Source organism: Phytohabitans rumicis (assembly GCF_011764445.1).
GTDB lineage: Bacteria > Actinomycetota > Actinomycetes > Mycobacteriales > Micromonosporaceae > Phytohabitans > Phytohabitans rumicis.
Genome location: NZ_BLPG01000002.1, coordinates 876,739 through 890,015 on the forward strand (window position 1 = coordinate 876,739; position 13,277 = coordinate 890,015).

General features: G+C 70.7%; 11 protein-coding genes and 1 pseudogene. 3 read left to right on the forward strand and 9 right to left on the reverse strand.

The features are described 5' to 3' along the window. Positions 1-15 precede the first annotated feature (15 nt). From Prum_RS47715 to Prum_RS47740, 6 genes and pseudogenes are all read right to left on the reverse strand, one after another. Complete coding sequence (locus tag Prum_RS47715; RefSeq protein WP_173086196.1) at positions 16-1,791, reverse strand: thiamine pyrophosphate-binding protein; 1,776 nt, start codon at positions 1,789-1,791, stop codon at positions 16-18. Further along, positions 1,784-3,235 carry an aldehyde dehydrogenase family protein gene (locus tag Prum_RS47720; protein WP_218577949.1) on the reverse strand — a complete coding sequence of 484 codons (1,452 nt, stop codon included), beginning with the start codon at positions 3,233-3,235 and terminating at the stop codon, positions 1,784-1,786. The genes Prum_RS47715 and Prum_RS47720 overlap by 8 nt, the downstream gene beginning before the upstream one ends. Before the next feature lie 33 nt (positions 3,236-3,268). Then, on the reverse strand, positions 3,269-4,309 hold the full coding sequence (locus Prum_RS47725) for an ABC transporter substrate-binding protein (RefSeq protein ID WP_173086198.1): 1,041 nt from the start codon (positions 4,307-4,309) through the stop codon (positions 3,269-3,271). After that, entirely contained in the window at positions 4,306-5,157 is an 852-nt protein-coding gene (locus Prum_RS47730) for an ABC transporter permease (RefSeq protein ID WP_173086200.1), read from the reverse strand. The genes Prum_RS47725 and Prum_RS47730 overlap by 4 nt, the downstream gene beginning before the upstream one ends. 418 nt (positions 5,158-5,575) lie before the next feature. Beyond that, positions 5,576-5,977 (reverse strand): annotated as a pseudogene (locus Prum_RS55670) (ATP-binding cassette domain-containing protein); the annotation flags it as partial. A gap of 175 nt (positions 5,978-6,152) precedes the next feature. Then, a complete protein-coding gene (locus Prum_RS47740) occupies positions 6,153-7,070 on the reverse strand; it encodes a VOC family protein (protein WP_173086202.1) in 918 nt (305 codons plus the stop codon). 109 nt (positions 7,071-7,179) lie between these two features. Between Prum_RS47740 and Prum_RS47745 the strand changes: the two genes are divergently transcribed. From Prum_RS47745 to Prum_RS47755, 3 genes are read left to right on the forward strand one after another with little or no spacing between them, the layout of a single operon-like run. Then, complete coding sequence (locus Prum_RS47745; RefSeq protein ID WP_173086204.1) at positions 7,180-8,169, forward strand: ornithine cyclodeaminase family protein; 990 nt, start codon at positions 7,180-7,182, stop codon at positions 8,167-8,169. Positions 8,170-8,190: 21 nt separating this feature from the next. Then, positions 8,191-9,195: a dihydrodipicolinate synthase family protein gene (locus Prum_RS47750; RefSeq protein WP_173086206.1), complete on the forward strand. Its 1,005-nt coding sequence runs from the start codon at positions 8,191-8,193 to the stop codon at positions 9,193-9,195. A gap of 36 nt (positions 9,196-9,231) precedes the next feature. After that, positions 9,232-9,933: a GntR family transcriptional regulator gene (locus tag Prum_RS47755; RefSeq protein ID WP_173086208.1), complete on the forward strand. Its 702-nt coding sequence runs from the start codon at positions 9,232-9,234 to the stop codon at positions 9,931-9,933. A gap of 3 nt (positions 9,934-9,936) precedes the next feature. Here the strand turns inward: Prum_RS47755 and Prum_RS47760 are convergent, their stop codons facing one another. The 3 genes from Prum_RS47760 to Prum_RS47770 are packed head-to-tail and all read right to left on the reverse strand — an operon-like array spanning position 9,937 to position 13,267. After that, on the reverse strand, positions 9,937-11,289 hold the full coding sequence (locus Prum_RS47760) for a carboxyl transferase domain-containing protein (protein WP_218577950.1): 1,353 nt from the start codon (positions 11,287-11,289) through the stop codon (positions 9,937-9,939). Next, positions 11,289-12,440: a CaiB/BaiF CoA transferase family protein gene (locus tag Prum_RS47765; RefSeq protein WP_173086210.1), complete on the reverse strand. Its 1,152-nt coding sequence runs from the start codon at positions 12,438-12,440 to the stop codon at positions 11,289-11,291. Before Prum_RS47765 ends, Prum_RS47760 begins: the two co-directional genes overlap by 1 nt. Then, the gene (locus Prum_RS47770; protein WP_173086212.1) at positions 12,437-13,267 is read right to left on the reverse strand and encodes a fumarylacetoacetate hydrolase family protein; all 831 of its coding nucleotides are present in this window, start codon (positions 13,265-13,267) and stop codon (positions 12,437-12,439) included. Before Prum_RS47770 ends, Prum_RS47765 begins: the two co-directional genes overlap by 4 nt. Positions 13,268-13,277: the final 10 nt, after the last annotated feature.

The window sequence follows — 13,277 nt, forward strand, 5'->3', positions numbered from 1 at the left end:
GAGACCTCCTTGCGATCAGGCGCGGCCGTAGCCGTACGGATTGACCCGGACGTCGACGACGACCGTGCCGCCGGCGACGACCTCGGCGAACGCCTTGGCGAGCACCGGTTGCAGGTCATCGGGGTCCAGGACCGGCCCGTACGCGGTGAGCCCGTGACCGCGCGCGATCGTGGCCGGGTCCGGGTCGGGGTCGCGCAGGTGCTGGCCGACCGTCCGGTTCTCGACCGGGCGCGACCGCCGCTGCGCGACCTGCCGCTGGTGGCCCTCGTCGTTGAAGTACGAGCGGTTGTTGGCCACGACGACCAGCAGCGGGAGCCGGTAGTGGGCGGCCGTCCACAGTGCTGAGCCACCCATCAGGTAGTCGCCGTCGCCGAGCACCGCGACCGGGACGCGGCCCGTGCCGTCCAGCGCCAGCGCGGCCCCGACGGCGATGCCCGGCCCGGAGCCGACGCCGCCGCCCCCGTCCCGGCCGAGGTAGTCCAGCGGCCCGGTGAACACGGCGTCCTCGCCGGACCAGCCCAGCGGAAGCGTGGTGTAGGTGATGTCCCGGTCGCCGGCGGCCTGGCGGATCGCGGCGGCCAGGTCGGACATGAGGATGGGGTCGCCGTCGACCTCCGGGCGGGTGCCGGACCCGGTCGCCGGCAGCGCCGGCGGCCAGCCGGGCCGCTGGACCGCCGGCTGCTCTCCCACCCGGGCCAGCAGGGCCCCGACGACCTGGTCCGCGCCCGCGGTGACCTCCAGGTCGGCGGGGACCAGCGCGAAGTGGTCCTTCGTCCATCCATTGAGGAGGGCGCCGGAGTTCTTGCAGGCGATGACCGGGGGCCGCGGGCCGTCGCCGAACGCGGCGGCCAGCGGGCCGGACAGGTCCGTCCACTGAAGACTGAGGATCAGGTCGCTCTGCCGCATCAGCTCGACGCCGCTCGGGCTCAGCCGGCCCGCGGCGGGCCGGGCGGGATGCTGCGGGTGCGCGGTGGGAAACACGGCCGGCAGGCGCATGTCCGTCAGGCACGCCACGCCCAACGCCTCCACCAGCGCCACGCGCCGGTCCCACTCCTCCCGGGTACGCCCAGCGCGTCCCATGAGTACGAGCGGTCGCTGCGCGGCGGACAGCATCGCGAGGATCTGGTCCACAGTGGACGCGTCTGGCGCCGGCTCGGTCGGTGCCGGGTACCGCGCCGGATCCGGGACCGTCACCGCGTCGATCACGCCCTTCGAAATCTCTGTTTCCTGCAACTCCGAGTCGAGGCACACGTAGACCGGGGCGGACGGCTCGGTACGGGTCAGGCGGTAGCCGCGCAGCAGCGACTCCAGCGCCGCCGGCACCGAGCCGGGCTGGTCGTCCCACTTCACGTAGTGGCGCACGATCGCCGCCTGGTCGGCGGAGGTGTGCACCCAGTCGATCCACGGCCGGCGCTTGGCGGCGTCCAGCGGACCGGTCGCTCCGATGAGGACCATCGGGGCGCGGTCGCAGTACGCGTTGTAGATGGCCATCGCGGCGTGCATCAGGCCCACGTTGCTGTGCAGCCCGACGAGCATCGGCTCGCCGGTCACCTTGGCGTACCCCTGGGCGATGGCGACGGAGTGCTCCTCGTGCAGGCACACGACCAGCTTCGGACCGGTGTTGCCGAGGTAGTTCACGAGGCTGTCGTGCAGGCCCCGGTAGCTGGAGCCCGGAACCATCGCGATGTACGGCAGGTCGAGCCGGCTCAGCAGCTCCGCGATGGCGTCACTGCCCCACCGCATGGCCGGGCGCTCGGTGACCGGCACCGGCAACGGGTCGGCCTCATACATGGACGTGCACCGTCTTCGTCTCGGTGTAGCTGAGCATCTCGTCGAAGCACTCCTCGCGGCCCGTTCCGGAGTTCTTGAAGCCGCCGAAGCCGGTGCCGAGGAAGTGCCGGGACACGCCGTTCACCCAGACGTAGCCGGCGCGGACCTCGCGCGCGGCCCGCATGGCGAGCCTCAGGTCGTTGGTCCAGATGGACGCGGTCAGGCCGTACTCGACGTCGTTGGCGAGCCGCAAGACCTCGTCGATGTCGCCGTCCGGGTAGCGGACCAGCGACATGACCGGGCCGAAGATCTCCTCCCGGAAGATGCGCATGTCCCGGGTCACGTCGGCGAAGACCGTCGGGCGCAGCCAGTAGCCGCGCGCGAACTCGGGGCCCTCGGGCCGGCCGCCGCCGGCGACCAGGCGGGCGCCGTCCTCGATGCCCGCCTGGATGTAGCGCAGCGCCTTGTCGTACTGCGCCTTGGAGTTCATCGGGCCGGCGCCGGTCTCCTCCTTGCCGGGGTCGCCCTGGACGATCGCCTCGGCCTTGGCGACGATGCGGTCGAGCACCGCGTCGTACAGCGAGTCGGGCAGCAGGATCCGGCTCATCGAGCCGCAGGACTGGCCCATCCAGCCGAAGTTCATGCCATTGACCGCGTTGGCCGCGACCACGTCGGGGTCGGCGTCGGCGAACACGATCATCGGGTTCTTGCCGCCCAGTTCGAGGCTGACGTGCTTGACCGCCACGTCGGCGGCCAGGCGCTGGATCGCCATGCCGGTCGGCACCGAGCCGATGAACGAGATGCGCTTGACGAGCGGGTGGCTGACGAGGGGGACGCCGGCGCCGGCACCGTCGCCGGTGACGATGTTGACCACGCCGGGCGGGAGCGTCTCCCGCACGATCTCGGCCAGCACGGTGGCCGACAGCGGCGACTGCTCCGACGGCTTGATGACCACGCAGTTGCCGGCCATCAGCGGGGCCCCGAACTTGGCGGCGAACAGGATCGGGTGGTTGAACGGCACGATCCGGCCCACTACTCCGTACGGCTGGCGTACGGAGTAGTGCAGCGCGTCGGCGCTGGCCGGGATCGTCTCGCCCTTGAGCTCGGTGCCGAGACCGGCGAAGTACTCGATGCCGCGTACCGCGCTCGCCACGTCGTGGCGGAGCTTGGCGATGGTGTTACCGGTGTCGCGGACCTCGATGTCCAGGATCCGCTTGCCCTCCTCCCGCAGGCGCTGCGCGTAGCCGCGCAGGTATTGGGCGCGCTCGGCCATCGACAATCCGGCCCACGCGTCGAAGGCGCCCAGCGCGGCGTCGACCGCCGCGTGCACGTCCTCCGGTCCGGCGGCGGGCACCCGGCCAATGACCTCCTCATTGGCCGGGTTCACCGATTCCAACCAGTTCGCGGTGCGGCTCTGCACGAGCTCACCGCCGATGAGCATGCGCCCATCAACGAACTCCGACACCGGTACTCCTATCCAGCTCAGCGACAGTGCAACTCAGGCGGTGATGTCGACGAAGATCTTGCGCCAGTCGTCCGGTACGGGCTGGCCGGTCGCCTTCATGAAGTTGACCAGCCGTTCCGCGGCGGCGGGGTCGACGTCCGGCGTCTTGGCGATGGCGCCGCCCTCGCGCTGGTCGTTGACGCCCGCCAGCACGGCTTCCTTGGGGCTGCCCTTGAAGTGGTTGGTGTAGATCCACTCGTCGACGACCGAGGAGTTCTCGTAGACGAGCTTCTGCGCCTCGCCGAGCGCCTTCTTGAAGTCGGCGATGAGCTGCTTGTTGTTCTGGTAGAACTGCGGCGTCACGGCGACGACCGACGTCAGGGTGTTGGTCAGCTCGGGCACCTCGCCGCCGCTGACGTTGATGAAGAGCTTCGCGTAGCCCTCCGCCTCGGCCACCTGCGGGTACGGCGAGCCCATGCTGCCGGCGACGACCTTCTTGCTCTTCAGCGCGGCCAGGGTGCCGGTGGCGGAGCCCAGGGAGTTGATTTTGAAGTCCTTGTCGGACAGGCCGGCCAGCTGGAACATGTACTTGGCCATGTAGCTGCTGGAGCCCTGCGGGCTGGACACGCCCCACGCCTTGCCGGCCAGGAACGCCATCTTGTCCTTCAGCGGCGAGGCGTCCGTCAGGCCGCTCTGCTTCCAGGCGTCCGCGGTCACCAGGACCGACTCGGGGAAGCCGTTGCCGATCTGCGCGACGATCGGGAACTCCTGGCCCTGCTCCAGGGCGGCCACCGGGTTGACCGACGAGGTGATCGCCATGTCGGTGCTGCCGCCGAGGGTCGCCTGCAGGCCGCCCGCGCCGTTGATCTCGATGAATTCGGTCTCGATGTTGTATTTCGCGAAGATGCCGTTGCCCTGTGCGTACAGGACGGCCGAATTCATGGTGCTGATGAACGGTGCGGCGATCCGGATCTTCCGGTTGCCGGTCTGCGCGTCCGCCTGGATCGTCGCACCGTCGTCACCACAGGCGGTCAGTACCCCAGCCACGAGCACCGCGCCCACGGCGAGGCTCGTCAGCCGATATATCCCTCTCATCCGCGTACTCCTTCACCCTGCCACAGCGCCACCTTGCGCTGGATGGCTGCCAAAATTGAATCGATGGTCATCGCCGTGACGGTGATGGTCAGAACCGCCACGAGCACCCCCGCGGAGTCGTAACGCTGGCCGGAATCCAGGGCCAGGTATCCCAGGCCCTGCGAGGAAGCCACGAACTCGCCGACCACCGCGCCGATGAGCGCGACGGGGAAGGCGACCCGCAGGCTGGTGAGTAGCCAGGTCAACGCCGACGGCAGGTACAGGCCGACGATGATCTGACGCTGGTTGGCACCCATCAGGCGCATCTGGTCGAGCAGGTTGCGGTCGATGCGCCGGGTGGCGTTCCAGACGTTGTAGAAGATGACCCACATGCAGGCGAAGGTCGCGACGAACACCTTCATGGTCAGGTCCACGCCGACCCACACGACGATGAGCGGCGAGAGCATGATCTTCGGTGTCGAGTACAGCATCGCGGCGAACGGTGAGATCACCCGCGAGATGGACTCGTAGATGCCGAAGAGGAGGCCCAGCGTGCTGCCGATCAGCGCGCCGATGGCGAAGCCCATGCCGCAGGCGCGCATGGTGTAACCCAGGTGCGAGAACAGCTCCCCGCCCTGCATGAAGTCGCCGAAGCGCTCGACGACCAGCGTCGGGCTGGAGACGATGAACACCGGGAAGATCCGGCCGCTGGAGAACTGCCACGCCGAGCAGAAGACCACCACGATGGCGATCCGGATCGCCCAGAGCCGGACGAGGTCCACGACCTTGTCCCGCCGGTCTCCCGGCGTCTGCGCCGGCCTGGCGGGGGCGGCGGGCGCCGGCTTGGCCGCGACGGTCTGCGTCGTCATGAGATCCCCCTTGGCCGCTGACGGCGGGCGCCGCGGCGTCGTTGTGCAGGGCGTCGTTGTGCAGGGCACGGCCGTCGTCGGACAGGTTGCCGGCGATCGTCTTCCACAGCCGGGCCTCGTGCGCGGCGTACGCCGGCGACTGCCGGAGCTGGACGGGCGAGACGCCGCGCGGCAGGTCCTCCAGCTTGTCGATCTGGTCGATGCAGCCCGGCGCCCCGGCCATGGCCACCACCTCGTCGCCGAGGGTCAGCGCCTCGCTCAGGTCGTGCGTCACGAAGATCGTGGTGAGGTCGGTGCCCTCGATCCGCGACTTGAGGAACTCCTGCATCCGTACCCGCAGCACCGCGTCGAGCGCGCCGAACGGCTCGTCCATCAGCAGCAGCGTCGGGTCGGTGACCAGGACGCGCCCGAGCTGCACGCGCTGCCGCATGCCGCCGGACAGCTCCCGCGGGTACCGGTTGAGCCAGTCGCCGAGGCCGACGCTCGCGGCCATCTCGGCGGCCCGCTCGCGCCGCTCCACCCGCGGTACGCCCTGGATCTTGAGCGGAAGCGCGATGTTGCCCACGACCGTCTTCCAAGGCAGCAGGGTCTCCCGCTGGGTGACGTACCCGATGCCCGGATGCAGCTTGCGCCACTCCTTGCCGAGGTACCGGAACTGCCCGCCGGAGACCTTCAGCAGGCCGGAGCAGACGTGCAGGATCGTGGACTTGCCGCAGCCGCTGGGCCCGACCACGCAGACGAAGCTGCCCTTCTGGACGGCGAGGTCGATGCCCACCACCGCCGGACGGGTCACGTGCTTGCCCGGGTATGTGACCGTCACATCGTTGAACTCGACGACTGGCGAAGCGTCAGCCAATTCTCAGCCCTCCTCGCGTGAACTGTATACAGACTACTGACGCCTGCTTCCGCGTCAAGAGTTACAGCAAGATTGCTGTCCTGAGACGGATCATTACCGCGACCAGGCACGATGTGCCAGCGATCTCAGTGGTCAGGACTCAGGCAAGCGCGTTGGCCAGGTCGGCCAGGTCCGACGTGGCGCCCAGCGGCGCGTTCTTGCTCAGTCCCGGGCTGTACGCCTGCCACACGTCCCGGGTGATCGGCGAGCCCTCCAGCAGGCGGGGCCGGTGGTCCGGGTCGACGATGTCGTGCTCGGTGCAGAACTCGAACGAGATGCCGGTCATCGGGTCGGCGATGTACACGCTGATCGAGCCGGACGCGGCGTGCCGGAGCACGTCCTTCTGCAGCTGCGCACCCCGGCGCAGGGCGATGTTCCGGGCCCGCATCACATCGTCGACGTTCTCCACGAGGATGCAGAAGTGGTCCATGGAGGCGGCCCGCTGCGGGCTCGACTTGAAGATGCCCAGCGCGTGGTGGAAGTTGTTCGCCGACCGCATGAACACCGCGTTGCGCTTGATCCAGTCTGAGGCCCGGAAGCCCAGCACGTCGGCGTAGAACCGGTGCGCGGCGACCGGGTCCGCCGAGAACCACACCGCGTGCAGCATCTCGTTCATGCGTACGGCGTCCTGCGTCGGCTTCACCGCGCGGGAGAGCATGTCGGTGTAGACGTCGACCTCGACGCCGTCGGGGTCGGTGAACCGCAGGCCCCGGTCGATCCCGTCGCCGTCCAGGTCACCGATCTCGGCGAACCGGATGCCGCGCTGGTCCAGCCGGTCAGCGACGCCGGACAGGTCCTCCTCGCGGGCGAGCTGGAAGCCCACGCGCACCAGGCCGCGGCGCTGCTGGTGCTCCTCCAGCCGCAGCCAGTGGTGGTCGTAGCCGCCGCCGAGGAAGCTCGTCCCGCCCGCGGCGTCGTGCACGGTGAGGTGCCCGACGTTCGAGTAGAAGTTCGTCGACTCCGCGACGTCCGGGACGCCCAATACGACGTACCCGAGGCGCTGCACTGCCTGCTCCATGATTCCTCCGGGCTTGACGTGCACAAAGTTGCCACTAGAGTGTATACAGTAGCCGGGGCTGGTCAAGGACCGCTCCATCGCCGCTTCCGCTTCCGTGGGGACAGCCATCATGACTCTTCTGCTTGACGACCGTTCGGTCAGCAGCGTGCTCGACCCGGCCTCGCTCGTCGAGGCGATCGAACGCGCCATCCGGCTCGACGCGACCGTCCCGGCCGACGTGCCCGCCCGGCTGAACCTCGCCGGCGCCGGCAGGTTCTTACGCCTGATGCCCGCCGTGGTCCCCCAGTCCGGCGTCATGGGGCTCAAGACCTTCTTCGGCGGTGGCGGCGTCGGCGTCCGCTACCTGATCGTGCTCGCCTCCGTCGAGACCGGCGAGGTGCTCGCGGCCATGGACGCCTGTTACCTGACCGCGGCGCGCACCGCCGCGACGAGTGCGGTCGCCGCACGGGCCCTGGGCGTGAAGGCGACCCGCCTCGGCGTACTCGGATCCGGTCTGGAGGCCGAGACGCACCTGCGCACGTTCGCCGCGGTGGGTGACCTCGACGAGGTCAAGGTCTTCAGCCCGAACCCGGCGAGCCGCGCGCGGCTCGCGGCGCGGCTGCGCGACGAGCTCGGCCTGCCGGTGGTGCCGGCCGCGACGGCCGCGGACGCCTGCGCGGACGTCGACCACGTGATCACCGCGACGAACACCGGCTACGGCGGCCCGATCGCCTGCGAGTCCGGCTGGCTGCGGCCGGGCCTGCACATCAGCGCGATCGGCTCCACCCACCGCGACCTGCGCGAGCTCGACACCGACGTCTTCCGCCGCGCGGGAAACCTGGTCTTCGACGCCGACCCCGAGCAGATCGCCGACGAGTCCGGCGACATCCGGGAGTACGTCGACGAGGGCGGCGGCCTCGGCGGCGTCGTCCGGCTCAGTGACCTGCTCCAGGGCAAGGCGTCGCTGCCCGAGGACCCGCCGGGCGATCTCAGCGTCTTCAAGTCGGTGGGCACCGCCCTGCAGGACATGGTCGCCGCCGACCTCGCCTACCGCCGCGCGATCGAGGCCGGCCTCGGCACCGCCTGGGACGACCTGGCCCGGCCCAAGACCCGCCGCTGACTTTTGAGGAGAAGACCGACCATGACGAAGAACGACGTGCGCGACTGGGCCCTGGAGCACTTCCACGGGGTGAACAACGTGGTCATCCCGAGCTTCTCGGCCGACCTGACCCGGATCAACGAGCGCGGCATCCGGCACGACGTCCGCCGGGTGATCGAGCTCGGGTTCACCGGCACGCTGCTGGTCAGCGAGGTCAACATCACCCTCGACGAGTACGTGCGCTTCACCGAGATCGCGCACGACGAGGCCGGTGACCGGCTGAACCTGATCTTCCACGCGTCGTTCAACACGCTGGAGGAGAACATCGTCGCCGCCCGGCGCGCCGAGGCCGCGGGCGCCCGGCTCGCGCTGCTGTCGTACCCGCCGTGCTTCCACCCGCGGTCGCTGCAGGAGCTGTACGACTACACCAGGGCGTTCTGCGACGCGACCAACCTGGGCGTCATCCTCTTCCCGATGACCCACTGGGGCTTCGAGCGCCTGCACTCCGCGTCCATCCCGATCGACATGATCGAGGAGTTGGTCGACGCCGCGCCGAACGTCGTCTCGGTCAAGGCCGAGGGCGGCTTCCCGTCGGTCGCCGGCTTCGCGCACGCCTGGCACCGCCTGTCGGAGAAGGTGCTGATCACCATGCCGATCATCCAGGAGGCGATCGCCCTGGCGGCGCTCGTCCCGCTCCGGGTGATCGCGACCTCGAACACCGAGTACTACGGCGACACCGCACCGCGGATGCTGGCCCTGGCCCGCGAGGGCAAGGTCGACCAGGCCATGGACCTGCTCTGGAAGATCGCCCCGGCGTGGCGGGCCAACGGCAATGTCGCGCCGGTCCCCCACGCCCACTCGGTGAACAGGGCGGCGTGGAAGTATCAGGCATGGCTCGCCGGCTTCAACGGCGGTCCGCTGCGCGTACCGGCCAACCGGCTGCACAGCGGGGAGATGGCCGCGTTCCGGCGGGCGCTGCAGGCGTCGGAGCTGTGGGTGACGCAGGACCCCGACGAGGAGTACTTCGTGGGTCGCAACCCTGAGTAGTAGCGTTTGGCTACTGTATACTCCTATACTCTGTCTATGCCGAAGAAGCCGCCCACGCTCGAACCGATCGACCAGCCGTCCACGGTGTCGGGCATGGGCACCGTGTCGCGCGCGACGCTCGGCGACCGCGTGTACGAGCGGGTCCGCGACGCCATCATCCGCGGCGAGCTGGCGGCCGGCACCGAGATCAATCAGGTGGAGCTGGCCAGCAGCCTCGGCGTGAGCCGGGTGCCGGTGCGCGAGGCCCTGCGTCGCCTGCAGGCCGAGCGCCTGCTCGACGCGAATCCCTTCCAGCGCTTCGTCGTCACGAAGCTCTCCCAGGAGCAGGTGCTCGAGCTCTTCGACCTGCGCCAGGAGCTGGAGGTCTTCGCCGCGCTCCGGGCCCGGTCGCGTCCCACCTTCCTCGACGCCGACCTGCCGGCGGCCCGCGAGATCGCCAAGGCGATGAACCTGTCCATGTCCGCCGAGGAGTGGCTCCAGGCCGACATGGAGTTCCACCGCACCCTCAACGGCCGCGACTCCGCGGTGTCCTCGATCATCGACGAGGTCCGGTTCCGCATCTACCGGTACGTGCACCTGGCCGCGCCCGACCTGCCGCGCCGCAAGCAGGTGCTCGTCGAGCACCAGACCATCCTCAAGGCGGTCGAGCACGGCGACGAGGACGAGATCCGCACCGTGATCGAGGCGCACGTCGGCCACACCCGCGACCGCCTCGTCAGCATGGCCTGGGCTACCTAGGCCCTAGAGCTGGCGCACCAGCTGGGTGACGATCGCGGCGGACATCCGGCGGCAGAAGCCGTCCGGGTCCTCGTGCGCGGGCACCGGCTCGGGCACCACCTCCTGCACCACGCCGTCCGCCAGCAGCTCGTGCGCGCCGATACGTTGCCGGCGCGCCATCTCGGCCGCCCGCTCCGTGTCGCCGTACAGGATCACGCTCGCGCCCTCCGGCGGCAGCGGTGACAGCCACGCGTGTTCGGCGGCGACACGAACCCGGCTGGGCAGCAGGGCGAGCGCTCCCCCGCCGCAGCCCTGCCCGAGGAGCACGGACACCGACGGCACGGTGAGCTGGCCGAGGTCGGCCAGGCAGCGCGCGATCTCGCCGGCGAGGGCCCGCTCCTCCGCCTGCGGCGACAGCTCCGCGCCGAGGGTGTCGACCACGCACACCAGCGGGCGCCCGAGTTGCTGCGCGATGCTCATCCCGCGCCGCGCGGCCCGCAGGCCGTCGGGGCCGAGCGGGCCGCGCCGGTCCTGGCCGACGACCACGCACGGCATTCCCTGGAACGACGCCAGCGCGCACAGCATGCCGTTGCCCGGCTCTCCCGCCCCGGTCCCCGACAGCGGGAGTACGTCGTCGACGCCGATCCGCAGCAGCTCGCGCACGCCGGGACGAGCTGGGTGGCGACTGAGTTGGATGGACTCCCAGGGATCCGGACGGGCCGGCGGCGTTACCGGCCCAGCCAGCAGCGCGAGGGCCTTCGCGGCGACGGCGGCGAGCTGGTCCGGCTTCACCACCGCGTCGATGACGCCCTTGGCGACCAGGTTCTCGGCGACCTGCACACCGTCGGGAAACGCGTGCCCGTGCAGCGCCTCGTAGACCGAGGGGCCGAGGAAGCCGATCAGCGCGCCCGGCTCCGCCACGGTGACGTGCCCGAGCGACCCCCACGACGCGAACACCCCACCGGTGGTGGGGTGCCGCAGATACACCAGGTACGGCAGCCCGGCCGCCTTGTGCGCCACGACGGCCTGCGAGATGTCCACCATCGTGACGAACGCCGGCGTGCCCTCCTGCATCCGTGTGCCACCGGACGCGGTGGCGGCGATCAGGGGCAGCCGCTCAGCCGTCGCGCGCCGTACGGCCACCACGATGCGCGCGGCGGCGGCCCGGCCGATCGACCCGCCGAGGAAGCCGAACTCGCTGACGATGAGCGCCACCTCGTGGCCGTCGATCCGGGCCCGGCCGGTGACGACGGCCTCGTCCGTGCCGGCCTTCACCATCGCCTTCACGTAGTCCGGATCGGTGCTGGCGATGGGCTCGTCCCACGAGTGCCAGGAGCCCCGGTCGACGTTCGCCTCGATGAGCTCTTCGGCGCGCACTACTCGACCCAGTGCCGTATCGACCGCCCGTGCTGGTCGAGCACCGGTGGCGGGCGGTGCCCGGTCCGGGTGCGCTCCTGGCCGGACAGGTCGAAGAAGCGCAGCGGCGGCCCCGGCAGGCGCAGCGTCCCCAGCGTCTCGTGGGTGACCTCGATGAGCAGGCCCTGGCTCAGCGTCTGCTCCCAGGCGTAGACCTCGTCCAGCGAGCGCACCTTGCCGGCCGGCACGCCCAGCTCGTTCAGCCGGTCCAGGAGTGCGTCGGCCGTCCAGTCGGCGAACACCTTCTCGACCAGCTCGACGACGTCGGCGCGGGCGGCGGCGCGCTGCGGGTTCGTGGCCATGCCCGGCTCGTCGGGGTCGAGGCCGAAGCCGGCGCAGAACCGCCGCCACAGCCCTTCGCTGCCCACCGCGATCTGCACCGCCCCGTCGGCACAGCGGAAGAGCCCGTACGGCGAGATGGAGCTGTGGTGGTTGCCGGCGGCTCGGCCGACCTCGCCGGCGATCGTCCAGCGGGTGCCCTGGAAGCCGTGCACGCCGACGGCCGCGGCCAGCAGCGAGGTGCGCACGACCTGGCCCCGGCCGGTCGACTCGCGCTCCCGCAGCGCCGCCAGCACCCCGTACGCGCCGTACATGCCGGCGAGCAGGTCGCAGATCGGGGTGCCGAACTTCTGCGGGTCGTCCGGCGCCGGCCCGGTCACCGACATCAGCCCGCCCTCGCCCTGCGCGATCTGGTCGTACCCCGGCCGCCCGCCCTCCGGGCCGTCGTGGCCGAAGCCGGTGATGGACAGCTGCACCAGCCGCGGGTTGAGCGCGCCGAGCACGTCGGGGCCCAGCCCGAGCCGCTCCATCACGCCGGTCCGGAAGTTCTCCACCAGCACGTCCGCCCGGCGTACCAGGGCGAGCAGGACCGCGCGGTCGGCGTCGTCCCGCAGGTCCAGGCAGACGGACTCCTTGTTGCGGTTGGCCGACAGGAAGTACGTCGACTCACCGTCCACAAAGGGCGGCCCCCAGCCGCGGGTGTCGTCGCCGCGCCCGGGGGCCTCGACCTTGACCACGCGGGCGCCGAGGTCGCCGAGCATCATCGTCGCGTGCGGTCCGGCGAGCGCGCGGGACAGATCCACCACGAGTACGCCGTCGAGCGGTCCCTTCATGCGTGCCGTGCCTCGTTGGCCACCACCGGGTTGCGGATCGCGCCGAGCCGCTCCACCTCGACCTCCACCTCGTCGCCGGGGCGCAGCAGCCAGGGCGGCGTACGGGAGTAGCCGACCCCCGACGGCGTGCCGGTCGCGAGCAGGTCCCCCGGGTGCAGGGTCAGCGTGCGGCTGATCAGCGCGAGCGTCTCGCCGACGGGGTAGACCATCTCGTCGGTGCTGCCCTCCTGGACCACCGTGCCGTTGACCCGGGTGACCACCTTGAGCCCGTCGCGCAGGTCGCCCACCTCGGCGGCCGGCACGAGCGGCCCGAGCACGCCGGAGCGGTCGGCGTTCTTGCCGAGTGTCCACTGCGACGTGAGCTTCTGCGCCCGGCGGGCCGTCACGTCGTTGAACGCCGAGTAGCCGACCACGGCCGCCAAAGCCTCGTCCGGGGTGGCGTCGACGAGCGCCTCGCCGACCCAGGCCACCACCTCGCCCTCCCAGTCCACACCATCCTCATCGGACGGCACGGGGATGCCCGCCCCGCCGACGGTCAGCGAGCTCGGCCACCGGGCGAACAGCGTCGGGTACGGCGGCACCCCCTCGCCGGCGTACGAGCCCTCGGCGACGTGCTTGAGGTAGTTGAGCCCGATGCAGATGACCCGCGCGCCGGGCAGCACCGGGGGTACCAGCTCGCCCGCCACTACTGTCCTTTGTGGTCTTTCGGCAAGCCAATGCCGTGGTGCGGTCCAGAACTCCTCCACGGACGCGAGGATCCCGACGCCCTCGTCGGTGAGCTCCCCCACGAGAACGTTGCCGGCCTCACGCAGTCCCACGATGCGCATGTCTGTCTCC

Bases quoted from the DNA above. Each gene is read 5' to 3' on its own strand.
- Prum_RS47715 (WP_173086196.1), bottom strand. From the start codon at position 1,791: ATGTATGAGGCCGACCCGTTGCCGGTGCCGGTCACCGAGCGCCCGGCC.
- Prum_RS47725 (WP_173086198.1), bottom strand. From the start codon at position 4,309: ATGAGAGGGATATATCGGCTGACGAGCCTCGCCGTGGGCGCGGTGCTC.
- Prum_RS47730 (WP_173086200.1), bottom strand. From the start codon at position 5,157: ATGACGACGCAGACCGTCGCGGCCAAGCCGGCGCCCGCCGCCCCCGCC.
- Prum_RS47740 (WP_173086202.1), bottom strand. From the start codon at position 7,070: ATGGAGCAGGCAGTGCAGCGCCTCGGGTACGTCGTATTGGGCGTCCCG.
- Prum_RS47745 (WP_173086204.1), top strand. From the start codon at position 7,180: ATGACTCTTCTGCTTGACGACCGTTCGGTCAGCAGCGTGCTCGACCCG.
- Prum_RS47750 (WP_173086206.1), top strand. From the start codon at position 8,191: ATGACGAAGAACGACGTGCGCGACTGGGCCCTGGAGCACTTCCACGGG.
- Prum_RS47755 (WP_173086208.1), top strand. From the start codon at position 9,232: ATGCCGAAGAAGCCGCCCACGCTCGAACCGATCGACCAGCCGTCCACG.
- Prum_RS47765 (WP_173086210.1), bottom strand. From the start codon at position 12,440: ATGAAGGGACCGCTCGACGGCGTACTCGTGGTGGATCTGTCCCGCGCG.
- Prum_RS47770 (WP_173086212.1), bottom strand. From the start codon at position 13,267: ATGCGCATCGTGGGACTGCGTGAGGCCGGCAACGTTCTCGTGGGGGAG.